Annotated in this window: 19 protein-coding genes and 1 pseudogene; 5 read left to right on the plus strand and 15 right to left on the minus strand. The window is 71.2% G+C overall.

From position 1 onward, the window contains the following. Nucleotides 1-40: 40 nt before the first annotated feature. Both AC1Z4A_RS06335 and AC1Z4A_RS06340 read right to left on the minus strand, forming a co-directional pair. Nucleotides 41-373, minus strand: coding sequence for a hypothetical protein (locus tag AC1Z4A_RS06335; RefSeq protein WP_483676850.1), 333 nt, complete (start codon nucleotides 371-373; stop codon nucleotides 41-43). A gap of 92 nt (nucleotides 374-465) precedes the next feature. After that, nucleotides 466-1,407, minus strand: a complete 942-nt coding sequence (locus tag AC1Z4A_RS06340; protein WP_483676851.1) for a heme o synthase — start codon at nucleotides 1,405-1,407, stop codon at nucleotides 466-468. Between the two features lie 471 nt (nucleotides 1,408-1,878). Between AC1Z4A_RS06340 and tkt the strand changes: the two genes are divergently transcribed. The 5 genes from tkt to pgl are packed head-to-tail and all read left to right on the plus strand — an operon-like array spanning nucleotide 1,879 to nucleotide 8,466. Beyond that, nucleotides 1,879-3,960 carry a transketolase gene (gene tkt, locus AC1Z4A_RS06345; RefSeq protein ID WP_483676852.1) on the plus strand — a complete coding sequence of 694 codons (2,082 nt, stop codon included), beginning with the start codon at nucleotides 1,879-1,881 and terminating at the stop codon, nucleotides 3,958-3,960. A gap of 34 nt (nucleotides 3,961-3,994) precedes the next feature. Next, nucleotides 3,995-5,110 (plus strand): transaldolase, encoded by a 1,116-nt coding sequence (gene tal, locus AC1Z4A_RS06350; RefSeq protein ID WP_483676853.1) that lies wholly within the window; start codon nucleotides 3,995-3,997, stop codon nucleotides 5,108-5,110. Between the two features lies 1 nt (nucleotide 5,111). Further along, nucleotides 5,112-6,635, plus strand: coding sequence for a glucose-6-phosphate dehydrogenase (gene zwf, locus AC1Z4A_RS06355; RefSeq protein WP_483676854.1), 1,524 nt, complete (start codon nucleotides 5,112-5,114; stop codon nucleotides 6,633-6,635). After that, entirely contained in the window at nucleotides 6,632-7,690 is a 1,059-nt protein-coding gene (gene opcA, locus AC1Z4A_RS06360) for a glucose-6-phosphate dehydrogenase assembly protein OpcA (protein WP_483676855.1), read from the plus strand. Before zwf ends, opcA begins: the two co-directional genes overlap by 4 nt. Beyond that, nucleotides 7,687-8,466 carry a 6-phosphogluconolactonase gene (gene pgl / locus AC1Z4A_RS06365; RefSeq protein ID WP_483676856.1) on the plus strand — a complete coding sequence of 260 codons (780 nt, stop codon included), beginning with the start codon at nucleotides 7,687-7,689 and terminating at the stop codon, nucleotides 8,464-8,466. Before opcA ends, pgl begins: the two co-directional genes overlap by 4 nt. Before the next feature lie 182 nt (nucleotides 8,467-8,648). On the opposite strand, the gene pgi is transcribed toward pgl, so the two are convergent. From pgi to AC1Z4A_RS06430, 13 genes and pseudogenes are all read right to left on the minus strand, one after another. Continuing rightward, a complete protein-coding gene (gene pgi / locus AC1Z4A_RS06370; RefSeq protein WP_483676857.1) occupies nucleotides 8,649-10,304 on the minus strand; it encodes a glucose-6-phosphate isomerase in 1,656 nt (551 codons plus the stop codon). Between the two features lie 172 nt (nucleotides 10,305-10,476). Next, the gene (locus AC1Z4A_RS06375; protein ID WP_003957010.1) at nucleotides 10,477-10,812 is read right to left on the minus strand and encodes an RNA polymerase-binding protein RbpA; all 336 of its coding nucleotides are present in this window, start codon (nucleotides 10,810-10,812) and stop codon (nucleotides 10,477-10,479) included. Between the two features lie 197 nt (nucleotides 10,813-11,009). Beyond that, nucleotides 11,010-11,246: a preprotein translocase subunit SecG gene (secG, locus tag AC1Z4A_RS06380; RefSeq protein ID WP_483676858.1), complete on the minus strand. Its 237-nt coding sequence runs from the start codon at nucleotides 11,244-11,246 to the stop codon at nucleotides 11,010-11,012. Between the two features lie 129 nt (nucleotides 11,247-11,375). After that, nucleotides 11,376-12,152, minus strand: coding sequence for a triose-phosphate isomerase (gene tpiA / locus AC1Z4A_RS06385; protein WP_483676859.1), 777 nt, complete (start codon nucleotides 12,150-12,152; stop codon nucleotides 11,376-11,378). Between the two features lie 6 nt (nucleotides 12,153-12,158). Next, complete coding sequence (locus tag AC1Z4A_RS06390; RefSeq protein WP_483676860.1) at nucleotides 12,159-13,370, minus strand: phosphoglycerate kinase; 1,212 nt, start codon at nucleotides 13,368-13,370, stop codon at nucleotides 12,159-12,161. A 132-nt stretch (nucleotides 13,371-13,502) separates the two neighbouring features. Then, nucleotides 13,503-14,507 carry a type I glyceraldehyde-3-phosphate dehydrogenase gene (gap, locus tag AC1Z4A_RS06395; protein ID WP_483676861.1) on the minus strand — a complete coding sequence of 335 codons (1,005 nt, stop codon included), beginning with the start codon at nucleotides 14,505-14,507 and terminating at the stop codon, nucleotides 13,503-13,505. Between the two features lie 318 nt (nucleotides 14,508-14,825). Continuing rightward, nucleotides 14,826-17,042 (minus strand): annotated as a pseudogene (locus AC1Z4A_RS06400) (M14 family metallopeptidase); the annotation flags it as partial. A gap of 187 nt (nucleotides 17,043-17,229) precedes the next feature. Next, a complete protein-coding gene (gene whiA, locus AC1Z4A_RS06405; protein ID WP_483676862.1) occupies nucleotides 17,230-18,237 on the minus strand; it encodes a DNA-binding protein WhiA in 1,008 nt (335 codons plus the stop codon). Then, entirely contained in the window at nucleotides 18,228-19,256 is a 1,029-nt protein-coding gene (locus AC1Z4A_RS06410) for a gluconeogenesis factor YvcK family protein (protein WP_483683518.1), read from the minus strand. The genes whiA and AC1Z4A_RS06410 overlap by 10 nt, the downstream gene beginning before the upstream one ends. 17 nt (nucleotides 19,257-19,273) lie before the next feature. Then, nucleotides 19,274-20,206, minus strand: coding sequence for an RNase adapter RapZ (gene rapZ, locus AC1Z4A_RS06415; protein WP_483676863.1), 933 nt, complete (start codon nucleotides 20,204-20,206; stop codon nucleotides 19,274-19,276). 172 nt (nucleotides 20,207-20,378) lie between these two features. Then, nucleotides 20,379-22,367: an excinuclease ABC subunit UvrC gene (gene uvrC / locus AC1Z4A_RS06420; protein ID WP_483676864.1), complete on the minus strand. Its 1,989-nt coding sequence runs from the start codon at nucleotides 22,365-22,367 to the stop codon at nucleotides 20,379-20,381. 126 nt (nucleotides 22,368-22,493) lie between these two features. Continuing rightward, nucleotides 22,494-23,378 carry a hypothetical protein gene (locus AC1Z4A_RS06425; protein WP_483676865.1) on the minus strand — a complete coding sequence of 295 codons (885 nt, stop codon included), beginning with the start codon at nucleotides 23,376-23,378 and terminating at the stop codon, nucleotides 22,494-22,496. 5 nt (nucleotides 23,379-23,383) lie between these two features. Next, entirely contained in the window at nucleotides 23,384-24,007 is a 624-nt protein-coding gene (locus tag AC1Z4A_RS06430) for a papain-like cysteine protease family protein (RefSeq protein WP_483676866.1), read from the minus strand. Nucleotides 24,008-24,230: the final 223 nt, after the last annotated feature.

Consider the following 24,230-nt stretch of genomic DNA (forward strand, 5'->3'; position numbering starts at 1 on the left):
GCGAGGAGGCCCGTCAGTTATCGCCTGGTACTACTGCGTACTACTGCTTCGGCTGGGGCGCCGGGCCGTTGGAGGGGCCGCCCATCTGCATGCCCGCCATGCGGGTCCACTCGTACGGGCCCGTGCGGACCTTCGCCGCCATCTCGCCGTCGAAGGTCTCGTGGAGGGTGATCCCGGCGATCTCGGCGGCCTTCTGCGCGGTCTCGTGGGAGCGGGCCACGAGGGTACCCCACTCGCCGTTGGCGCCGACCAGGGCGATGCGGGTGGTGCCGCGGCCGATGTGCGCGAGCTGCCCCTCCGCGCTGCCGCCGTGGCTCTGGGCGAAGGCGGTGATCTGCTTCGCCAGTTTCGCTGCCTGCTTGTTGTCTGCCATGGCCAGGATGCTACCGACGGGTAGCACATATGGCGACGGGCGGCCGCGTGGCCTGTGCCACGCGGCCGCCCGTCGGCGGAAGCCGGTGCGCCCTAGCGCAGGAAGGGGTCGATCGCCACCGCCGTGAACAGCAGCGAGACATAGGTGATCGACCAGTGGAAGAGGCGCATCTCCTTGAGCTTGGCCCCGGTGATGCCGGCCTTGGCGCGGGTCTGCAGGGCGTGCGCCTCCTTCAGCCAGAGAGCGCCGCACAGCACGGCGACGACCGTGTAGAACCAGCCGGTGTAGCCCAGCGGCGTGAGCAGCAGCGACACCGCGACCATCACCCAGCTGTACAGGACGATCTGCTTGGCCACGGCCTTGTTGCCCGCGACGACCGGCAGCATCGGCACGCCGACGCGCTCGTAGTCGTCCTTGACCTTCATCGACAGCGGCCAGTAGTGCGGCGGCGTCCAGAAGAACATGACGAGGAAGAGGATGACCGCGGCCCAGGAGAGCGAGTCGGTGACGGCGGACCAGCCGATGAGAACCGGCAGGCAGCCCGCGATGCCGCCCCAGACGATGTTCTGCGCGGTACGGCGCTTGAGCAGCATCGTGTAGACGAGCACGTAGAAGGCGTTGGCGCCGAGCGCCAGCACCGCCGACAGCGGGTTGACCAGATACCAGAACCACAGGGTGGAGCCCACGGTCAGGGCCGTGGCGAAGGCCAGGCACTCCTTGGGCGAGACCATCCCGGTGACCAGGGGGCGCTGGGACGTGCGGTCCATGAGCGCGTCGATGTCCCGGTCGATGTACATGTTGTACGCGTTGGCGCCGCCCGCCGACAGGTAACCGCCGAGGCACGTGGCCAGGACCAGCAACAGATCGGGCACGCCCTGCGCGGCGAGGAACATCACCGGCACGGTCGTCATCAGCAGCAGTTCGATGATCCGCGGCTTGGTCAGTGCCACGAACGCCTTGGCACGGGCCCCGAACGGCCGGTGACCGGAGGTCTCCGCAAGCACCCCCGCAGGACGGGATTCGACGGCCGTCACGCACACCCCTGACAGAGATAAGGCCAGCAAGCTCATCCGGGCGGGGAAGGGAAAGCCCGGCAAAGGCTTGCGCGTACCACGCCACTTTAGACGCAGGGGATGGCACGCCCTCCGCCGGGGTGGGGTCGTGTTGGGGGCCCGGCGGCGGTAATCCGTAACCCGTCCGTGCCCTGCGCGTCCCTCGATCGGGCCGCCCGGAACGCGGTGGAACGGCCGCGTTCGGGAGGCGGACCGGCGCCGTCACCGGCAGGCTGGGAACAAGGCCGTCACACCGTGGCGGGAATCCCGCACATCCGTAAGAGGTTGCCCTGGTCGACGATCAGGCACGGGCTCTCAAATGAGTGCCGTAGAGCCCGACTGTACGTCGAAAAGATGCGCGTCCCAGCGGGGGTAGGCTCGTCGTCGCCGCGTCGTGGCGGGCAATACCGCCCCCGGCAGATTGACCATGTGGAGAGGAGCCCTGATCCGAGGGTGAGCAACAAGCCGACCACCACAGACCTCGAATGGACCGAACTGGACCAGCGGGCCGTCGATACCGCCCGCGTCCTGGCCATGGACTCCGTGCAGAAGGTCGGCAACGGCCATCCCGGCACGGCCATGAGCCTCGCGCCCGCCGCGTACCTGCTCTTCCAGAAGCTGATGCGGCACGACCCGAGCGACGCCGACTGGACCGGCCGCGACCGGTTCGTCCTCTCGCCGGGCCACACCAGCCTGACCCTGTACGTCCAGCTCTTCCTGTCCGGCTACGGCCTGGAGCTGGCGGACCTCAAGGCCTTCCGCACCTGGGGCAGCAAGACCCCGGGCCACCCGGAGCACGGCCACACCCGCGGTGTGGAGACCACCACCGGCCCGCTGGGCCAGGGCATCGCCAACGCCGTGGGCATGGCCATGGCCGCCCGCTACGAGCGCGGCCTGTTCGACCCGGAGGCCCCGAAGGGCGAGTCCCCCTTCGACCACACCGTCTGGGCGATCGTCTCCGACGGCGACCTGGAGGAGGGCATCTCCGCGGAGGCCTCCTCGCTGGCCGGCCACCAGAAGCTGGGCAACATCGTCGCCCTGTACGACGACAACCACATCTCGATCGAGGGCGACACCGAGACCGCCTTCTCCGAGGACGTCCTCAAGCGCTACGAGGCCTACGGCTGGCACGTCCAGCGCATCGAGCAGGCCGAGAACGGCGACTTCGACGTCCAGGCGCTGTACGCGGCGATGAAGGCGGCGCAGGAGGAGACCGAGCGTCCCTCGATCATCGCGGCCCGCACGATCATCGCCTGGCCCGCCCCGAACGCCCAGAACACCGAGGCCTCCCACGGCTCGGCGCTCGGCGACGCCGAGGTCGCCGCGACCAAGAAGGTCATGGGCTTCGACCCCGAGCAGCACTTCCAGGTCGAGGACGAGGTCCTCGCGCACGCCCGCAAGGTCGTCGACCGCGGCCGCGAGGCCCGCGCCACCTGGGAGAAGCAGATCCGGGTCTGGCGCGAGGCCAACCCGGAGCGCGCCGCGGACTTCGACCGCATCACCGCGGGCGAGCTGCCCGACGGCTGGGAGAAGGCCCTCCCGGTCTTCCCGGCCGGCAAGGACGTCGCGACCCGCAAGGCGTCCGGCGAGGTCCTCAAGGCGCTGGGCGACGTGATCCCCGAGCTGTGGGGCGGCTCCGCCGACCTCGCCGGCTCGAACAACACCACGATCGACCCGACGTCGTCGTTCCTCCCCGAGGGCAACCCGCTCCCGGAGGCGAACCCGTACGGCCGGACGATCCACTTCGGCATCCGCGAGCACGCCATGGGCTCCACCATGAACGGCATCGCGCTGCACGGCAACACCCGTGTCTACGGCGGCACCTTCCTGGTGTTCTCCGACTACATGCGCCCGGCCGTGCGCCTGGCCGCGCTGATGAAGCTGCCGGTCACCTACGTGTGGACGCACGACTCCATCGGCCTCGGCGAGGACGGCCCGACCCACCAGCCGGTCGAGCACATGGCCGCGCTGCGCGCCATCCCGGGCCTGAACATGGTCCGCCCGGCCGACGCCAACGAGACGGCGATCGCCTGGCGCGAGATCACCAAGCGCCACACCGCCAACCCGGCGCCGCACGGTCTGGCCCTCACCCGCCAGAACGTCCCGACGTACGAGGCCAACGAGGGCGTGGCCAAGGGCGGCTACGTGCTGTTCGAGGCCGAGGGCGGCCGCCCGCAGGTGATCCTGATCGGCACCGGCTCCGAGGTCCAGCTGGCCGTCGAGGCCCGTGAGGTGCTGCAGGCCGAGGGCATCCCGACCCGCGTGGTCTCCATGCCGTCCGTCGAGTGGTTCGAGGAGCAGGACCAGGCGTACCGCGACGGCGTGCTGCTGCCGGACGTCAAGGCCCGCGTGGCCGTCGAGGCCGGGGTGGCCCTGACCTGGCACCGCTACGTCGGCGACGCCGGCCGCGTCGTCTCGCTGGAGCACTTCGGCGCCTCCGCCGACTACAAGGTGCTCTACCGCGAGTTCGGCCTGACCGCCGAGGCCGTGGTCGAGGCCGCCCGCGAGTCGGTCGCCGACGCGAACCGCCGCTGACGCCCGTTTACAACAAGTAGGAGATGCAAACCCCATGACAGACGCACTCAAGCGCCTCTCCGACGAAGGCGTCGCGATCTGGCTGGACGACCTGTCCCGCAAGCGCATCACGTCCGGCAACCTGGCCGAACTCATCGACCAGAGCCACGTCGTGGGCGTCACGACCAACCCGTCGATCTTCCAGAAGGCGATCTCCGGCGGCGAGGGCTACCAGGATCAGCTCGCCGACCTGGCCGCCCGCAAGGTGACCGTCGACGAGGCCATCCGCATGATCACCACGGCGGACGTCCGCGACGCCGCCGACATCCTGCGCCCGGTCTTCGACGCGACGAACGGCCAGGACGGCCGGGTCTCCATCGAGGTCGACCCGCGCCTGGCGCACGAGACGGTCGCCACCGTGGCCGAGGCCAAGCAGCTGGCCTGGCTGGTGGACCGCCCCAACACCCTGATCAAGATCCCGGCCACCAAGGCGGGCCTGCCGGCCATCGCCCAGGTGATCGGCAAGGGCATCAGCGTCAATGTCACGCTGATCTTCTCCCTCGAGCGCTACCGCGCGGTCATGGACGCCTACCTGACCGGTCTGGAGCAGGCCAAGGCCGCGGGCCTGGACCTGTCCCTGATCCACTCGGTCGCGTCCTTCTTCGTGTCCCGCGTGGACACCGAGATCGACAAGCGGCTGGACGCGCTGGGCACGGACGAGGCCAAGGAGCTGCGCGGCAAGGCCGCCCTGGCCAACGCCCGCCTCGCCTACCAGGCGTACGAGGAGGTCTTCTCCTCGGACCGCTGGGCCGCCCTGGAGAAGGCCGGCGCCAACAAGCAGCGTGCGCTGTGGGCCTCGACCGGCGTCAAGGACCCGGCCTACAAGGACACGCTGTACGTGGACGACCTGGTGGCGCCGAACACGGTGAACACCATGCCGGAGGCCACCCTCCAGGCCGCCGCCGACCACGGCGTGATCACGGGCGACACCGTTCGCGGCACGTACGAGCAGGCCAAGGCCGAGCTGGACGCGATCGCGAAGCTGGGCATCTCGTACGACGAGGTCGTCCAGCTGCTGGAGGACGAGGGCGTCGACAAGTTCGAGCAGTCGTGGAACGACCTCCTGAAGTCCACCGAGGCCGAGCTGAAGCGACTCGCACCGGAGGCATGAGTTGAGCAGCAGCAATCCGCTGCGTGACGCTCTGGACCGGCGGCTCCCGCGCATCGCGGGGCCGTCGGGCCTGGTGATCTTCGGCGTCACGGGCGATTTGTCCAGGAAAAAGCTGATGCCAGCGGTCTATGACCTGGCCAACCGGGGTCTCCTGCCGCCGGGCTTCTCCCTGATCGGCTTCGCCCGGCGCACCTGGGTCGACGAGGACTTCGCGCACGAGGTGTACACGGCCGTCAAGCAGCACGCGCGCACCCCGTTCCGCGAGGAGGTCTGGCAGCAGCTGGTGCAGGGCTGCCGCTTCGTCGAGGGCGACTTCGACGACGACGAGGCCTTCGACACCCTCAAGAAGACCATCGAGGAGCTGGACCAGGCACAGGGCACGGGCGGCAACTTCGCCTTCTACCTGTCCGTGCCGCCCAAGTTCTTCCCCAAGGTCGTCCAGCAGTTGAAGAAGCACGGCCTGGCCGAACAGAAGGAGGGCTCCTGGCGGCGCGCCGTCATCGAGAAGCCCTTCGGCCACGATCTGAAGAGCGCCCGCGAGCTGAACCGGATCGTCCACGAGGTCTTCCCGGCCGAGTCGGTCTTCCGCATCGACCACTACCTGGGCAAGGAAACGGTCCAGAACATCCTGGCCCTGCGGTTCGCCAACACCCTCTTCGAGCCGATCTGGAACCGGTCGTTCGTCGACCACGTGCAGATCACCATGGCCGAGGACATCGGCATCGGCGGCCGCGCCGGCTACTACGACGGCATCGGCGCCGCCCGTGACGTCATCCAGAACCACCTCCTCCAGCTGCTCGCGCTGACCGCCATGGAGGAGCCCGCCTCCTTCGACGCGGACGCGCTGGTCGCCGAGAAGACCAAGGTGCTGGGCGCCGTCCGGCTGCCCAAGGACCTCGGCAAGGAGACCGTCCGCGGCCAGTACGCGCACGGCTGGCAGGGCGGCGAGGAGGTCGTCGGCTACCTCGAGGAAGAGGGCATCGACCCCAAGTCGAAGACCGACACCTACGCCGCGATCAAGCTGGAGATCGACAACCGCCGCTGGGCGGGCGTCCCCTTCTACCTGCGCACCGGCAAGCGGCTGGGCCGCCGGGTCACCGAGATCGCGGTCGTCTTCCAGCGCGCCCCGCACTCCCCCTTCGACCACACCGCCACCGAGGAGCTGGGGCAGAACGCCCTGGTCATCCGGGTGCAGCCGGACGAGGGCGTGACCATGCGGTTCGGCTCGAAGGTGCCGGGCACCTCGATGGAGGTCCGGGACGTCTCCATGGACTTCGCCTACGGCGAGTCCTTCACGGAGTCCAGCCCGGAGGCGTACGAGCGGCTCATCCTCGATGTGCTGCTGGGCGACGCCAACCTCTTCCCGCGGCTGCGGGAGGTCGAGCTGTCCTGGGAGATCCTCGACCCGATCGAGGAGTACTGGGACAAGCACGGCAGGCCCGCACAGTACGCGGCCGGCACCTGGGGGCCGGTCGAGGCGGACGAGATGCTCGCACGAGACGGACGGAGCTGGCGTCGGCCATGAAGATCGATCTCACGGACACCACGGCCAGCAAGATCAACAATGCCCTGGTCGAGGGGCGCCGGGCCATCGGCACCCCCGCCATCGGCATGGTGCTCACGCTGGTCATCGTCACCGACGAGGAGCACGCCTACGACGCGCTCAAGGCGGCCAACGAGGCATCGCGCGAGCACCCCTCGCGCAAGCTCGTCGTCATCAAGCGCGTCAGCCGCTCCCCGCGCGACCGCGCCCAGGCCCGTCTGGACGCCGAGGTGCGGGTGGGCGCGACGGCAGGCACCGGCGAGACGGTCGTGCTGCGCCTGTACGGCGACGTCATAGACCACGCCCAGTCGGTGGTCCTGCCGCTGCTGCTGCCGGACGCCCCCGTGGTGGTCTGGTGGCCGGTGGCCGCTCCGCTCAACCCGGAGAAGGACCCGCTCGGCGCGCTCGGCCAGCGCCGGGTGACCGACACCTACGCGGCCGAGGACCCCATCGCCGAGCTGTCGGCCCGCGCCGACAACTACACGCCCGGCGACACCGACCTGGCCTGGACCCGGATCACGCCGTGGCGCTCGATGCTCGCGGCCGCCCTGGACCAGCAGCCGGACGCCGAGATCGTCTCGGCCGAGGTCGAGGGCGAGGCGTACAACCCCAGCGGTGAGCTGCTGGCCATGTGGCTCGCGGACCGCCTCGGGGTCACCGCCCGCCGCACCGTCTCCGACGGCCCCGGCCTCACGGCCGTCCGCCTGGAGACCCGCGAGGGCGTCATCACCCTGGACCGCCCGGACGGCGCCCTGGCCACGCTCGCCATGCGCGGCCAGCCGGACCGCGCGGTGGCACTCAAGCGGCGCGACACGGCGGAGCTGCTCGCGGAGGAGCTGCGCCGGCTCGACCCGGACCTCATCTACGAGTCCTCGCTGAAGTACGGCGTGGGGCGGCTCGGGAACGGGTCGGCAGCCGCTGCTCCTGTGGAGGCTCCTGTGGAGCCCGCCCCGGAGGCTGCGGAGGCTGCGCAAGCCGCGGAGGCCAAGGCCGCCCCCGCGAAGAGGGCCGGCGGCAAGAAGGCGGCGGGCAAGTGAGCACGCCTCAGGTCGTCGTCCACCGCGACAAGGAGCTGATGGCACAGGCCGCGGCGGCCAGGCTGATCACGAAGATCGTGGACGCCCAGGCCGCGCGGGGCTTCGCCTCCGTCGTCCTCACCGGCGGGCGCAACGGCAACGGGCTGCTCGCGGCCCTCGCCGCGGCGCCCGCCCGGGACGCGGTGGACTGGTCCAGGCTGGACCTGTGGTGGGGCGACGAGCGGTTCCTGCCCGAGGGCGACCCGGAGCGCAACGCCACGCAGGCGCGCGAGGCGCTCCTGGACGCGGTGGACCTGGATCCGGCGCGCGTCCACTACATGCCCTCGGCGGACGGCAGGTACGACGACGCCGACGCGGCGGCGGAGGCGTACGCGGCCGAGCTGGCCGCGGCGGCCCGCCCCGAGGACCACGGCCCCGTACCGGCCTTCGACGTCCTCCTGCTGGGCGTCGGCCCGGACACCCACGTCGCCTCGCTCTTCCCGGAGCTGCCGGGCGTCCGGGAGACCGAGCGCACGGTCGTGGGCGTCCACGGCGCGCCCAAGCCCCCGCCGACCAGGGTCTCGCTGACTCTGCCGGCGATCCGGGCCGCGCGCGAGGTCTGGCTGCTGGCCGCGGGCGAGGACAAGGCGAACGCGGTGGCGGTCGCGCTGAGCGGGGCCGGGGAGATCCAGGCCCCGGCGGCCGGGGCGTACGGGACGCGCCGCACGCTGTGGCTGCTGGACCAGGCCGCGGCGGCCCACCTCCCGCGGGGCCTGTACCCGCCGGCTTCGCCCTGACGGTTCCCGTGGCCCGGCTCTCGTATGAGGGCCGGGCCACGGTCGTTTCGGCACCGCCGGACTCCACCGTCGTGGCCGAGCACCGTCGCGGCGGATTTGAGGTCCCCAGTCCCGCCGCGACGGCGGGCAACCCCCACCGGGGAGTCCGGCGGTGCCGGACCCACCCCGGGCGGGGCAACCCCCTACGCGCGCCCCCGAAGGGCCCGGTACCGCGAAACGAGCGCCGCCGTGGACGCATCCAGCCCCGGCACCTCCGCCCCCTCCGTCAGCGCCGGCTCCACCCGCTTCGCCAGCACCTTGCCCAGCTCGACCCCCCACTGGTCGAAGGAGTCGATGTTCCAGATCGCGCCCTGCACGAAGACCTTGTGCTCGTAGAGCGCGATGAGCTGACCGAGCACCGACGGGCTCAGCTCGCCCGCCAGGATCGTCGTCGTCGGGTGGTTCCCCCGGAACGTCTTGTGCGGCACCAGCTCCGCCGGCACGCCCTCCGCCGCGACCTCCTCCGGCGTCTTGCCGAAGGCCAGCGCCTGCCCCTGGGCGAAGAGGTTCGCCATCAGCAGGTCGTGCTGGGCAACCAGGCCGGGCTGCAGGTCGTCCACGGGCCGCGCGAAGCCCAGCAGGTCCGCCGGGATCAGCTTCGTCCCCTGGTGGATCAACTGGTAGTACGCGTGCTGCCCGTTCGTCCCCGGCGTGCCCCACACGACCGGCCCGGTCTGCCAGCCGACGGGCCGTCCGTCGCGGTCGACGGACTTGCCGTTGGACTCCATGTCCAGCTGCTGGAGGTAGGCCGCGAACTTCGACAGGTAGTGGCTGTACGGCAGCACGGCGTGCGACTGCGCGTCGTGGAAGTTGCCGTACCAGATGCCGAGCAGGCCCATCAGCAGCGGGACGTTCTCCTCCGGCGGCGCGGTGCGGAAGTGCTCGTCGACCAGGTGGAAGCCGGCCAGCATCTCGCGGAAGCGGTCCGGGCCGATGGCGATCATCAGGGAGAGCCCGATGGCCGAGTCGTACGAGTAGCGGCCGCCGACCCAGTCCCAGAACTCGAACATGTTGGCCGTGTCGATGCCGAACCCGGCGACCTTCTCCTCGTTCGTCGACAGCGCCACGAAGTGCTTGGCCACCGCCTCCTCCCCGGCGCGCAGCTCGGTGAGCAGCCAGTTCCGGGCGGAGGTGGCGTTGGTGATGGTCTCGATCGTGGTGAAGGTCTTCGAGGCGACGATGAACAGCGTCTCCTCGGCGTTCAGGTCGCGCACGGCCTCGTGCAGGTCCGCGCCGTCCACGTTGGAGACGAAACGGAACGTCATGTCGCGGTCGGTGAAGGCGCGCAGCGCCTCGTAGGCCATGGACGGGCCGAGGTCGGAGCCGCCGATGCCGATGTTGACGACGTTCCTGATGCGCTTGCCGGTGTGGCCCTTCCAGTCGCCCGAGCGCACCCGGTCGGAGAAGACCTGCATCTTCGTCAGAACGGCGTGCACGGCGGGCACGACGTTCTCCCCGTCCACCTCGATCACGGCCGACTCGGGCGCGCGCAGGGCCGTGTGGAGCACGGCGCGGTCCTCGGTGGTGTTGATCTTCTCGCCGCGGAACATCGCGTCGCGCAGCCCGGCCACCCCGGCCGAGGCCGCCAGCTCGCGGAGCAGCCGCAGGGTCTCGTCGGTGACGAGGTGCTTGGAGTAGTCCAGGTGCAGGTCGCCGACGGTGAGCGAGTACTTCCCGGCCCGCTGCGGGTCGTTCGCGAACAGCTCGCGCAGGTGCACCTCCCCCAGCTCGTCCCGGTGCTTGGCCAGCGCGTGCCACTCGGGCATCTGGTCGAGCCTGCTGCGGCTTTCTGCGTTCATTTCGGACATCAGCCCACTTCTAACTCGTAGCTGCATCGCCTCCCCCAAACCTACTGCGTTTCCCGGGAGTCAACCGAAACGGCCCGGCCGCGCACCTGTTGCGGTGCACGGCCGGGCCGTTTGTCGTACTGCTGTGCGCTACGAGCTATGTGCTGCGAGCTGTGTGCTGCGCTCAGATCTCCCCGCGGAGCTTGGCGAGCGCCTCGGCGAGGATCGCCTCCCCGTCGGCGTCGCTGCGCCGCTCGCGGACGTAGGCGAGGTGGGTCTTGTACGGCTCGGTGCGCGGCGGGTCCGGCGGGTTGTCCCGGTCCTGGCCGGCCGGGAAGCCGCAGCGCGGGCAGTCCCAGGTGTCCGGCACCTGTGCGTCGCTGGCGAAGCTGGGCTGGGTTTCGTGCCCGTTGGAGCACCAGAAGGAGATGCGGAGGCGCGGCGCGGACTCGCCCCGCTCCGCCTCGCCCATCGGCCCCGCCCCGACCCGGCTTCCTCGGATCGCGTTGCCACTTGCCACGGTCGTAACTCCCTGCGTGATGGTGCTGCACTGTGCCGAACAGCGGCTGCGCCGCGGGGTGGCAGTCGGCTCCGCCGCGAGCGCCCCAGTCTACGTAAGGCCCAACGCGCGTCCCGTGGCAGGAGTTACAGCCCGGCCCCGAAGACGCGACTCTCCATCATAGGCTGCTGATACGACGGTATGTCAGCGGTGGGAGGTCAGCTGTCGAGCTTCATCAGCAGGCCGAGGGCGACAATGCACGCGAACCACAGCAGACCGATCACGATGGTGATGCGGTCGAGGTTGCGCTCGGCGACCGAGGAACCGCCGACGGAGGACTGCATACCGCCGCCGAACATGTCGGACAGGCCGCCGCCCTTCCCCTTGTGCATGAGCACCAGCATCATCATCAGCAGGCTGAAGACGATGAGGGCGATCGAGAACCCGATGACCACGGCTGGACCAACTCTCTCGGACTGACTCGGATGGACAATGCTGCGGGGCCGGGGGACGCATTCGCGCCGGTCCCGGCCCCGACAGGGTACGACGGCGGCGGGCCGCCGTCATAGTTTGCTACTGGTTTGCTACTGGTCGCCGAAGCGCACGATCTTGACGAAGTCGTCCGCGTCCAGCGCGGCCCCGCCGATCAGCGCGCCGTCCACGTCGGGCTGCGCCATGATCGCCGCGATGTTGCCGGACTTCACCGAGCCGCCGTACTGGATGCGGATCTTGTCGGCCACCTCCTGGCCGTACAGCTCCGCCAGGCGGCGGCGGATCGCCCCGCAGACCTCCTGGGCGTCGTCGGGGGTGGCGACCTCGCCGGTGCCGATGGCCCACACGGGCTCGTAGGCGATGACGATCGTCTCGGCCAGCGCGGCCGGGACGTCCTTCAGGCCGCCGTCGACCTGCGCGAGGGTGTACGCGACCTGCTCGCCCGCCTTGCGGACGTCCAGGCCCTCGCCGACGCAGAGGATCGGGGTGATGCCGTTGGCGAAGGCGGCCTTCACCTTGGCGTTGCAGAGCTCGTCCGTCTCGCCGTGGTACTGGCGGCGCTCGGAGTGGCCCACGGCGACGTAGGAGCACTTGAGCTTGGCGAGCATCGGGCCGGAGATCTCGCCGGTGTAGGCACCGGACTCGTGCGCCGAGATGTCCTGGGCGCCGTACTTGATCTTCAGCTTGTCGCCGTCGACCAGCGTCTGCACCGAGCGCAGGTCGGTGAAGGGCGGCAGGACCGCGACCTCGACGGCCTCGTAGTCCTTGTCGGCAAGGGAGAAGGCGAGCTTCTGGACGTGTGCGATGGCCTCGAGGTGGTTGAGGTTCATCTTCCAGTTGCCCGCCATCAGCGGGGTACGTGCAGTCACAGTGGTTCAGTCCTCCAGTGCGGCGAGGCCGGGGAGAGTCTTGCCCTCGAGGTATTCGAGGCTGGCGCCGCCGCCGGTCGAGATGTGGCCGAAGGCGGTCTCGTCGAAGCCCAGCTGGCGCACGGCCGCCGCCGAGTCGCCGCCGCCCACGACGGTGAAGCCCGAGGAGTTCAGCAGGCCCTGGGCCACGGCCTTGGTGCCGTTGGCGTAGTCGGGGTGCTCGAAGACGCCCATCGGGCCGTTCCAGAAGACGGTGCCCGCGTCGGCCAGCTTCGCGGCGTACAGCTCACGCGTCTTCGGGCCGATGTCCAGGCCCTCCTTGTCGGCCGGGATGGCGTCCGAGGAGACGGTGTCCGGGTTGGCCGGGGCCTTCGTCTTCAGGTCCGGGAAGTCGGCGGAGACCAGGACGTCGACCGGCAGGACGAACTCCACGCCCCGCTTCTCGGCCTCCGCCAGGTACTCCAGGCACTTGTCCTTCTGGTCCGCCTGGAGCAGCGAGATGCCGACCTCGTGGCCCTTGGCGGCCAGGAAGGTGTACGACATGCCGCCGCCGATGAGGATGCGGTCGGCCTTCTTCAGCAGGTTGTCGATGACACCCAGCTTGTCGGAGACCTTGGCGCCGCCCAGGACCACCACGTAGGGGCGCTTGACGTCCTCGGTGAGCTTCTTCAGGACGCCGACCTCGGTGGCGATCAGGCCGCCCGCGGCGTGCGGGAGCCGGGCCGGGAGGTCGAAGACGGAGGCGTGCTTGCGGTGCACCGCCCCGAATCCGTCACCCACGTAGAGGTCGGCCAGCGACGCGAGCGCGTCGGCGAACTCGCCGCGCTCCGCATCGTCCTTGCTGGTCTCGCCCGCGTTGAAACGGAGGTTCTCCAGCAGCGTGACCTCGCCGTCGGCCAGTGCGGCAACGGTGGCCTTCGCGCTGTCGCCGACCGTGTCGGCGGCGAACGAGACGTTCTTGCCCAGGATCTCGCCGAGCCGCACCGCGACCGGGGCGAGGGAGAACTGGGGGTCCGGGGCGCCCTTGGGACGGCCCAGGTGGGAGGCGACGACCACCTTGGCGCCCGCGGCGGCGAGCTTGGCGATCGTCGGCGCGACGGCGCGGATCCGGCCGTCGTCGGTGATGGTGGTGCCGTCCAGCGGCACGTTGAGGTCGGCGCGGACGAAGACCCGCTTGCCCTCGACGCCTGCCTGGAGGAGCTCGTCGATCGTCTTCATGCAGTGACTCCGGTGACTTCCGTAGGGGTCAAGCCATGGGACGGGGCTCGTGCGGCGCAACGTCGCGCCGTACGAGCCCCGTCCCCTACATCTACATCTCGGTGCCTGCGACCGTACCGGCCGGGGCAGAGATCAGAGCTGGCCGCCGACGAAGACGGTCAGGTCCACCAGGCGGTTCGAGTAGCCCCACTCGTTGTCGTACCAGCCGACGACCTTGACCTGCTTGCCCTGGACCATCGTCAGCTTCGAGTCGAAGGTGCAGGAGGCCGGCCAGTTGACGATGTCCGAGGAGACGATCGGGTCCTCGGTGTACTCGAGCACGCCCTTCAGCTCGCCCTCGGCGGCCTTCTGGAAGGCGGCGTTGATCTCTTCCTTGGTCGTCTCGCGGTCCAGCTCCAGGACCAGGTCGGTGACCGAGCCGGTCGGGACCGGGACGCGCATGGCGATGCCGTCCAGCTTGCCCTTGAGCTGCGGGAGGACCAGCGCGGTGGCCTTGGCGGCACCCGTCGAGGTCGGGATGATGTTCTCCGCGGCGGCGCGGGCGCGGCGCAGGTCGGAGTGCGGGAAGTCCAGGATGCGCTGGTCGTTGGTGTACGCGTGGACCGTCGTCATCATGCCCTTGACGATGCCGAAGCTCTCGTCGAGGACCTTGGCCATCGGCGCCACGCAGTTGGTGGTGCAGGAGGCGTTGGAGATGACGTGGTGGTTGGCCGCGTCGTACTTGTCCTGGTTGACGCCCATCACGATGGTGATGTCCTCGTCCTTGGCCGGAGCCGAGATGAGGACCTTCTTCGCGCCGGCGGCCAGGTGCTTGGCAGCGTCCTCGCGCTTGGTGAAGATGCCGGTGGACTCGATGACGATGTCGGCACCCAGCTCGCCCCAGGGCAGGGCCGCCGGGTCGCGCTCGGCCATCGTCTTGAAGGTCATGTTGCCGACGGTGATCGTGTCGTCGGTGTGGCTGACCTCCTGCTTCAGACGACCCAGGATGGAGTCGTACTTCAGCAGGTGCACCAGAGTGGCGTTGTCGGTCAGGTCGTTGACACCGACGATCTGGATGTCCGCGCCCTGCTCCAGGAGCGCGCGGAAGTAGTTACGACCGATACGGCCAAAGCCGTTGATGCCTACGCGGATCGTCACGAACCGATCTCCTCGTTGGTGTGCCGGGCTGTCCGCCGGCGGCTGTATGGGATGTCCCCGACCACCCTTGACCCTACCTCTAACAGCAGCTGTGCGTGACATTGGCGGCGCAGGGCCCCGAACCGGGACTCAGCCCTCAATTGCGCGCAGGGCGGCTCCGAGGAGCACCCTGCGTTCCCGGGCATCGGGGACGTTCTCCAGGCCGAAGCCCAGCAGCGCGGTGTCCCGTGTGGTGACGGCTGCCGAGGGATTCCGCCCGTCCTTTCCGTCACCGAGAGTGACATTTCTGGGGACGGCCGTCCGGGTGTCCGGCCCGTCGGCATACCCCCCGGCGGCGACGCTGCGGAACTGGGGGAAGGCGCCGGGCGGCAGCACCTCGGAGGTGGGCGTGTAGGCGCCCGCGGCGGGCAGCGGGCCCGCTCCGCCGGCCGCGCGGAGGGCGGCCGTGGTGCCCGTCAGCTCGCCCGCCCCCGTGAAGCGGGCCGGGGCGGGCCGGTCGGTCCGGTCGTACGCGCCGAGGTAGTACTGGGCGAAGTCGTCGGTGTCGGCCGCGCCGACCCGGCTGCTGCCGCCCGCCCGCACCCCGGCGCTGATCAGCTTGCCGCCCTCGTTGACGAAGTCGCGCACCGCCAGCAGGGTGGCGCCGTCGGGGCGGGCGCCGCCCGAGTACCAGACGACGGTGTCGAAGTGGCTCAGCACGCCGAGCGCGGGCGGGGCGCCCTGCCGGGCGACGTCCCACACGGCCGCCCCGCGGCCGTCGGCGGCGAGGGCGTCGGTGTACGCGGCGGTGTGCCGGGCCGGGGCGCTGCCGCCCTCGTCTGCGATGACGAGGGTGTCGGCGGCGGGCCGCCCGGCCACGGTGAAGGTGAAGGGCTCGCTGACGGTCCGGTGGGCGTCGCGGGTGCGGCCGGTGAACCAGACCTGCACGGTGGAGCCGGGGCGGGCGCCCTCGACGGTGCCGCGGTACTGGTCGAAGCGGATGTTGTCCTCGCCGCCGTAGCGGTCGCCGCCGTCCCAGGCCGATACCGGCGCGGTGTGCGTACGGCCGCCGTCCACGCGGTAGTTGAGGCGGACGTCGGCGAGGTTCCTGCGGGCGGTGACGGCGACGGTCTGGCCCCCGCCGCGCGCGTAGGAGGTGCCGAAGGCGTGCGGGGTGAAGTCGGGGGCGTCCATGCCCACCGGGGAGGAGGGCCGGTCGGGGTGGTCCGCGGTCTCGGCCACGGCGAGGGCGAAGGGGAGGTTCTTCGTGAACTCCTGCCGGATCAGCTTCTCGTCGTCCGGGAACTCGAAGCTGGACGGGCAGTCGGCCGGGTCCCAGCGGTCGCCGGGGTCCACCCGGGAGGCGGTCTGACAGGTCGACATCTCCGGGGTGAACATCAGCGTGCCGTTGACGTTCGCCGCGTGGCCGTCGGCCTCGCCGTTGGTCGTGTACAGCTCGGAGGAGAGCTGGGGGCGGTAGCCGGGTATCGCGGACTTCTCCGGGGTGCCGGCGAGCGCCTTGAGGAGCACGTCGTCGGGGGTCGGAGTGGCGACCTGCCAGCCGACTCCGTAGAGCAGCAGCTCGGCGGCCGAGTGGTAGTTGACGGCGAAGGCGAAGCGGTGGCGCTTCTCGAAGTCGTCGAGGGCGCGGGTCTCGGGCTCGGAGGCGGGACCCGGGCCGCGGTAGGTCCCGGAGGAGGGCCGCGGGGACGAACCCTCGTTGTCGTAGCCCCACTTGTAGGGGAAGTTGCGGTTGAGGTCGACGCCGTCGGCGGAGGTGATCTTCCCGTCGCCGTCGTTGTCGCGGAGGTTCTTGCGCCAGAGCCGGGTGTCCGGGCCCCGGAAGGTGTAGTCGTAGCCGTCCGGGTTGGCGGAGAGGACGAACCACAGCTCGGTCCGGTCCACGATCCTGGTGACGCGCTCGTCCGTGCCGTAGCGGTCGAGGTAGTGGTGGAGCAGGCGCCTGGTCATCTCCGGGGTGATCCACTCCCGGGCGTGCTGGTTGGACATGTAGAGCACGGCGGGCTTGGCGCCGTCGGGGCTCGTCCGCGCGCCCTTGGAGACCTTGACGGCGAGGATGTCCTGGCCGCGCACGGTCCTGCCGATGCTGACGGCCTTGGCGAGCCGGGGGTGGGCGGCGGCGGTGTCGGCCATCTCCTGCCGGAGGCCGTTCCTGCCGCTGTACGGGCGGAAGACGCCGTCGCCGGCCGCCCTGAGGCGCTCGCGGACGTGCGGGGAGGTCCGCTTCTCGGTGAGGCGGACGCCTTCGCGGCGCAGCTCCTCGGCCTGCTTGCCGGTGAGGACGGCCTCGACGGGCGCGGGCCGGTCGTCGGCGGGGCGTTCGGCCAGCTCCTGGACGTCGACGCCCGCCCGGGCGAGGAGCGGCAGCTGTGCGGCGGTGACGTCGGCCGTCCAGGCGGAGAGGGTGTCGGATGCCGCCTGCGCCGCGTGCTGCGAGGCCGTGGTCCCGGGGCGTGCCTGTGCGACGGGCGCCGCGGCGAGTCCGCCGAGTAACAGCGAAGCCACTGCGAGGACCGTTTTTGCCCTGCGTCTCATGAGCCCCCCTTGCCGTTGCCTGCCACGTCGGTGTCCGCACGAAAGACTCGTAACACCTCATGATCATGTCAACAGCGCGGTTTGCGCCGGGCGGGCCGGCACGGCAGGGCACGACGGCACGCCGCCGCCCCCGCACCCTTTGCGGGCGACGGGGGCGGCGAAGGCGTTCAGAGGGCTCGCGGAGCCGTCAGCCGACCATGCCCTCGGCCATCTCCTCGGAGAGGTCCGAGAGGTCGGCCAGGGTGGACTCCGTGCCCGGGATGCCCAGGTCCTGGGCGCGCTTGTCGGCCATGGCCAGCAGGCGGCGGATGCGGCCCGCCACGGCGTCCTTGGTCAGCGGCGGGTCGGCGAGGGCGCCCAGCTCCTCCAGGGACGCCTGCTTGTGCTCCATGCGCAGCCGGCCGGCGGCCGCGAGGTGCTCGGGCACCTCCTCGCCGAGGATCTCCAGCGCCCGCTGGACGCGCGCGCCCGCGGCCACCGCGGCCCGGGCCGAACGGCGCAGATTGGCGTCGTCGAAATTGGCCAGGCGGTTGGCGGTCGCCCGCACCTCGCGGCGCATCCGGCGCTCCTCCCAGGCGAGCACCGACTCGTGCGCACCGAGCCGCGTCAACAGCGCGCCGATCGCATCACCGTCCCGGACGACCACGCGGTCCACTCCGCGCACCTCCCGGGCCTTGGCCGCGATCTGCAGCCGGCGGGCCGCGCCGACCAGCGCCAGTGCGGCCTCGGGCCCCGGGCAGGTCACCTCGAGGGAGGAGGAGCGGCCCGGCTCGGTGAGCGAGCCGTGCGCCAGGAAGGCACCCCGCCAGGCGGCCTCCGCGTCGCAGGTGGCACCGGAGACGACCTGCGGGGGCAGCCCGCGGATCGGCCGGCCGCGGCCGTCGACCAGGCCGGTCTGGCGCGCCAGCTGGTCACCGCCCGCCACCACCCGCACCACGTACCGGCTGCCTCTGCGGAGCCCGCCGGGGGCCATCACCACGAGGTCGGAGGTGTGCCCGAAGATCTCCAGGATGTCCTTGCGCAGCCGCCTGGCCGCGATCCCGGTGTCCAGCTCCGCCTCGATCACAATGCGCCCGCTGACCAGGTGCAGCCCGCCCGCGAACCGCAGGATGGCGGAGACCTCCGCTTTCCGGCAGCAGGTCCGGGTGACGGGGAGCCGGGAGATTTCGTCCTTCACCGCAGCCGTCATCGCCATGGGCCGATCCTTCCATGCATCCGAAAAATACGGTCGTACGCGGCGGCCAACAGCTCCGGGTCGTGAGTGGCCGAGCTGTCGGGCGCGGCGACCGCCGCCAGCTCGACCGTGGCCCCCAGCCGCTTGGCGGCGTCGCACAGGCGCTCCCGGTCGGGCACTGCGGCCTCGTCGGCCAGCACCACGTCCAGGGCGAGTTTAGGGGCGTGTCGGGCCAAAACCTCCAAATGACGCTGCGGGGAGAAGCCATCGGTTTCGCCCGGCTGGGGGGCGAGGTTCAGCGAGAGCACCCGGCGCGCCTTGGTCTCCTGAAGCGCCTGGAGCAGCTCGGGCACCAGCAGGTGCGGGATGACCGAGGAGAACCAGGAGCCGGGGCCGAGCACCACCCAGTCCGCGTCCAGCACGGCCTCGACGGCCTCGGGCACCGCGGGCGGCTCCTCCGGGACGACGTGCACGGACTGCACCTCGCCCGGGGTCAGCGCCACGGTGGCCTGCCCGCACACGGTGGTGATCGCGTCGGGGGCGGCCGGGTCGTGGCCCCGCACCAGGGCCTGGAGCTCCAGCGGGACCGCCGACATGGGCAGCACCCGGCCGTGCGCGCCCAGCAGCTTGCCGACCAGGTCCAGGGCCTGCACATGGTCGCCGAGCTGCTCCCACAGGGCCACGATCAGCAGATTGCCGACGGCGTGGCCGTGCAGCTCGCCCTTGCTCTCGAAGCGGTGCTTGATGACGCGCGCCCAGGTCTGCCCCCAGTCGTCGTCGCCGCACAGGGCCGCGAGGGCCTTGCGGAGGTCGCCCGGGGGCAGCACACCCAGCTCGTCGCGGAGCCGGCCGCTGGAGCCGCCGTCGTCGGCGACGGTCACCACGGCCGTGAGGTCCCCGGTGATCCGGCGGAGCGCGGCCAGCGAGGCGGACAGCCCGTGGCCGCCGCCGAGGGCGACGACCTTGGGCTGCGCGCCGCGGCCCGGCCGTCGCTCGGCGCCGCGGGGACGGCCGGGGACGAGACGGCGGACGCGGCGCATGCGGAAGGGCCGGGCGGTCACTCGCGCCCCATGTCCCGGTGGACGACGACCGTCTCGACGCCCTCCGAGACGAGCCGGTGGGCGAGCTTCTCCGACATCGCGACGGAGCGGTGCTTGCCGCCCGTGCAGCCCACCGCGATGGTCACGTAGCGCTTGCCCTCGCGGCGGTAGCCCGCGGCGATGAGCTGGAGCAGCTCGGTGTAGCGGTCGAGGAACTCCTTGGCGCCGGGCTGGTTGAAGACGTAGCCGGACACCTCCTCGTTGAGACCGGTGAAGGGCCGCAGCTCGGGCACCCAGTGCGGATTGGGCAGGAAGCGGCAGTCCACGACGAGGTCGGCGTCGACCGGCAGGCCGTACTTGTAGCCGAACGACATCACGGTGGCCCGCAGCTCCGGCTCCTCCTCGCCCGCGAACTGGGCGTCCAGCTTGGCGCGCAGCTCGTGGACGTTGAGGCTGGAGGTGTCGATGACCAGGTCGGCGTCGCCGCGCAGCTCGCGCAGCAGGTCGCGCTCGGCGGCGATGCCGTCGACGATCCGCCCGGAGCCCTGGAGGGGGTGGGGGCGGCGCACGGACTCGAAACGGCGCACCAGCGCCTCGTCGGACGCCTCCAGGAAGATCACGCGCCGCTTGACCTTCTTGACCTCCAGGTCGGCGAGGGACTCGCGGAGGTTGTCGAAGAAGCGGCGGCCGCGGACGTCCACGACCACGGCGATCCGGGCCACGTTGCCCTGGGAGCGGGCACCGAGGTCCACCATGGTGGGGATCAGGGCGGGCGGCAGGTTGTCCACCACGAACCAGCCGAGGTCCTCCAGACACTTCGCGGCGGTGCTGCGCCCCGCCCCCGACATGCCGGAAATGATCACCAGCTCGGGGATGCCCGCCGCCTCGCCGGTCGCATCCGCCGTCGTGCCCGTACTCACCTGTGCTCCGTCCCGCTCGGTCGCGTTCATGCCGTCTTCCCCCGTTCCGCCGGCGGCGCTCCGGGCGCCGTCGTGCTGTCTTCCATACTGCGTCCTGCACGGCCCCGTGGTCCGCACCCCGGGCGGCGGTGCCGCGCGTGCCGCCCGCCGGGGCCGTCGCCGACCCGGCCGCTTCCGGCTCCTCCCCGGCCGGCCACGTCCATCATTCCCCCGTGTCGTCCATGATCTCGCCCGTCGCCGTGTTGACGGCCGGGGCGGGCGGGGCCGCGGCGGCCAGCGCGGCGGCGATCGTCTCGGCCGTCTTGCGCCCGATGCCGGGCGTCTCGCATATCTGCTCGACCGTGGCGGCCCGCAGCCGCTTGACCGAGCCGAAGTGCTTGAGCAGCGCCTGCTTGCGGGTCTCGCCGAGGCCGGGGACCGCGTCGAGCGGCCCGGCCTTCATGCTCTTGGCCCGCTTGCCCCGCTGGTAGGAGATCGCGAAGCGGTGCGCCTCGTCGCGCACGCGCTGGAGCAGGTAGAGCCCCTCGCTGGTGCGCGGCAGGACGACCGGGTCGTCCTCGTCGGGCAGCCAGACCTCCTCCAGGCGCTTGGCGAGCCCGCACACGGCCACGTCGGTGACGCCCAGCTCCTCCAGGGCCCGCCGGGCGGCGGCGACCTGCGGCTTGCCGCCGTCGACCACGACGAGCTGCGGGGGGTAGGCGAAGCGCTTGGGCCGGTCGTCGGCCGTGCCCTCGGGGACCTCCCCGGCGGGCGCCCCGCCGTCGGCCTCCTCCACCCACTCCCCCGTCTTCTGCTTCTCCTGGAGGTAGCGGCGGAAGCGCCGGCCCACGACCTCGTGCATCGAGCGGACGTCGTCCTGGCCGGCGAAGCTCTTGATCTGGAAGCGGCGGTACTCGCCCTTGCGGGCCAGGCCGTCCTCGAAGACGACCATGGACGCCACCACGTCCTGGCCCTGGAGGTGGGAGATGTCGAAGCATTCGATGCGCAGCGGCGCCGAGTCCAGCCCCAGCGCCTCGGCGATCTCCTCCAGGGCGCGGGAGCGGGTGGTCAGGTCCGAGGCGCGCTTGGTCTTGTGCAGGGCGAGGGCCTGCTGGGCGTTGCGCTGGACCGTGGCCATCAGGTCCTTCTTGTCGCCGCGCTGCGGGATGCGCAGGTCCACCCGGGCGCCGCGGCGCCCGGCCAGCCACTGGGCGACCGGCTCGACCGGGTCGGGCAGGGCGGGGACCAGGACCTCCTTGGGGACGGCGTCGCCGGTCTCCTCGCCGTAGAGCTGCTGGAGGGCGTGCTCGACCAGGCCGGCGGTGTCCACGGCCTCGACCTTGTCCGTCACCCAGCCGCGCTGGCCGCGCACCCGGCCGCCGCGGACGTGGAAGATCTGCACGGCCGCTTCGAGTTCGTCCTCGGCGACCGCGATCAGGTCGGCGTCGGTGGCGTCGGCCAGGACGACGGCGTTCTTCTCCATGGCGCGCTTGAGCGCCTCTATGTCGTCCCGCAGCCGGGCGGCCCTCTCGTACTCCATCTCCTCGGCGGCATCGTGCATCTGCCGTTCCAAACGGCGGATGTACGCACCGGTACGCCCGGCCATGAAGTCGCAGAATTCCTCGGCGAGTTCGCGGTGCTCCTCGGGGGTGACCCGGCCGACGCAGGGGGCGGAGCACTTGCCGATGTAGCCGAGCAGGCAGGGGCGGCCGATCTGGTGGGAGCGCTTGAAGACCCCGGCCGAGCAGGTGCGCACGGGGAAGACCCGCAGCATCAGGTCGACGGTCTCGCGGATGGCCCACGCGTGCGCGTACGGGCCGAAGTAGCGCACGCCCTTCTTCTTGGGGCCGCGCATGACCTGGACCCGGGGGAACTCCTCGTTCAGCGTGACGGCGAGGGAGGGATAGCTCTTGTCGTCGCGGTACTTCACGTTGAACCGCGGGTCGTACTCCTTGATCCAGGAGTACTCGAGCTGGAGCGCCTCGACCTCGGTGGAGACCACGGTCCACTCCACGGACGCGGCCGTGGTGACCATGGTCCGCGTGCGCGGGTGCAGGCCGGCGAGGTCCTGGAAGTACGAGGAGAGCCGTTGGCGCAGGCTCTTCGCCTTCCCGACGTAGATCACCCGGCCGTGCTCGTCACGGAATTTGTAGACCCCGGGCGAGTCGGGGATCTGTCCCGGCTTGGGTCGGTAGCTGCTGGGGTCGGCCATGTCACAACCCTACTTGCGGGCAGTGACAATCGGTGTCCGCCTCCGGTGGGAGCGACTCCGGCCCCGGCAGCGGTGGCTGCCGGGGCCGGAGCGCGGTGCGGTTCGCCGGCCGGGGCCGGTCCGGTGTCAGCGGCGCCGGAGCTGCCTGCGCGCCAGCACCGTGCCGAGCCCCAGGGCGAGGGCCGCTCCGCCGGCCGCCGCGACGGTGCCCGCGGTCGGCGTGCCGCCGTCACCTCGCGGTGCCGCGGCCGCCGTCCGGTCCGCGCCGGTCACCGGCTCTGCGGCGTCCCGGGAAGTCCGGTCGCTCTGTTCAGCCTGTTCTGCGTATCCGCCCGCCATGCCCTTCCTCGCGTAGGCGGAGCCGGGCAGCTTGTCGCCGTAGGCCTTGTGGACCCGGTCGCGGTAGGCGCCGACGGTGGTGCCCTGCTCGCCGATCGCGCGGACGGCGTCCGCGTCGAGCGGCAGCACCCGGTCGCCGCGCTGCACGTACCAGGCGTTGATCTGGGGCTCGCGGAAGACCGTGCCGCCGCTGAGCTTCCGTGCGCCCTCGGCGGCGTAGCGCGTCTCGTCGTCGCCGGTCGCGATGTTGACGACCTGCCAGGAGCCCTTGACGGGCGCGGTCCACACCGATGCCTTCTGCCCGTCGGCCGAGACCGCGGTGCTGGCGAGGAACTCCAGCTTGGCGACGGCGGCGCCGTCCTTGCCCGCCACGAAGTCCGGGGCGAGCGTGTAGACGGGCACGGTCTCCCCCTCGATCCGCGGCTGCGCCTGGCTGCGGGCGACGGCGCCGTCGCGGGCGAAGAAGCGGGAGAGGGTGCCGAGGGTCGCGGGTGCCGCCGCCGCGTCGTGCGCGGCGGCGACCCCGGCGGCCGGCGGCGTGGGGACCGCCGGCGGCTGTGCGGCGTGCGCGAGGGGGGTCAGGCCGAGGAGCCCTGCGGTGAGGGCGCCGGCGGCCGCGGCACGCAGCACGTTCCTGCGGGAGTGGTCGTGGGTGCGGGAGTGGTCGGTCATGGCCCTCACGCCCCTATCCGGTAGAGCGAGTGGGTCCAGGAGAACTCGTCGTTGTCGACGTACCAGCTGTGCGCGGCCCAGTTGTAGCGGTCGTTGGAGGGCCACGGGTCGCCCCAGTACACCCAGCTGTTCGAGTCGTCGTACCCGTAGAGGACGTGCATGTGACCGCCGCCCGAGGCCCACTGGATGCGGGTCTCGACGGGCCGGCCTGCGTTGATCTCGTTCTGCACGGTCGGATAGCGCAGCCAGCCGCTCACGTACGAGCCGGAGTTGATGCCCGCCCAGTCGAGGGCGTTCTGCACATTGCCCAGCGTGGCCTGGTTGTTGGGGCAGGTGGTGCCCTGCTGCCGGTTGAAGGCGGCGTTGCAGAACTGGTTCTGGCTGTAGTTGCGCCCGAACCAGGTGGCGATGGTGTTGCCGGAGGCGGCCCAGCACCAGTTGTTCTTCTGCTGGGCCTGCATGGTGATGTCGAGCTTCTTCGCCGCCTGCAGGGACGGCTGGTCGCCGGTCGCTGCGGTCGCCGTGGTGGGGACGGCGAGCAGTGCGGCGGCGGCGAGAGCGGCGGTGGTCAGCCGTCTGCCGCGGAGGCGGGACTTTCCTGTCTTTGCCGATGCGGATGCACGGGCCATTGGGCGTTCCTCCCGTGGCGGGGGGTTGTGGTGGAGGAGCGCGTCCGGACGCGTGGGAGGAGCATCGGATGTTGTCGGAGGCTGGTCAACCGGCTTCAATACGGCCAGGGATTGTGGTGTGAACGGAACGAAGCAGATGTGAACGGCCGGTGCCCGGGCAAGGAGGAATGCAGCGCTCCAGGCCACCGGAACCACTGCCGCCGATCGTGAATGTTCACATCCG

The organism is Streptomyces sp. 17_S59 (assembly GCF_056930295.1).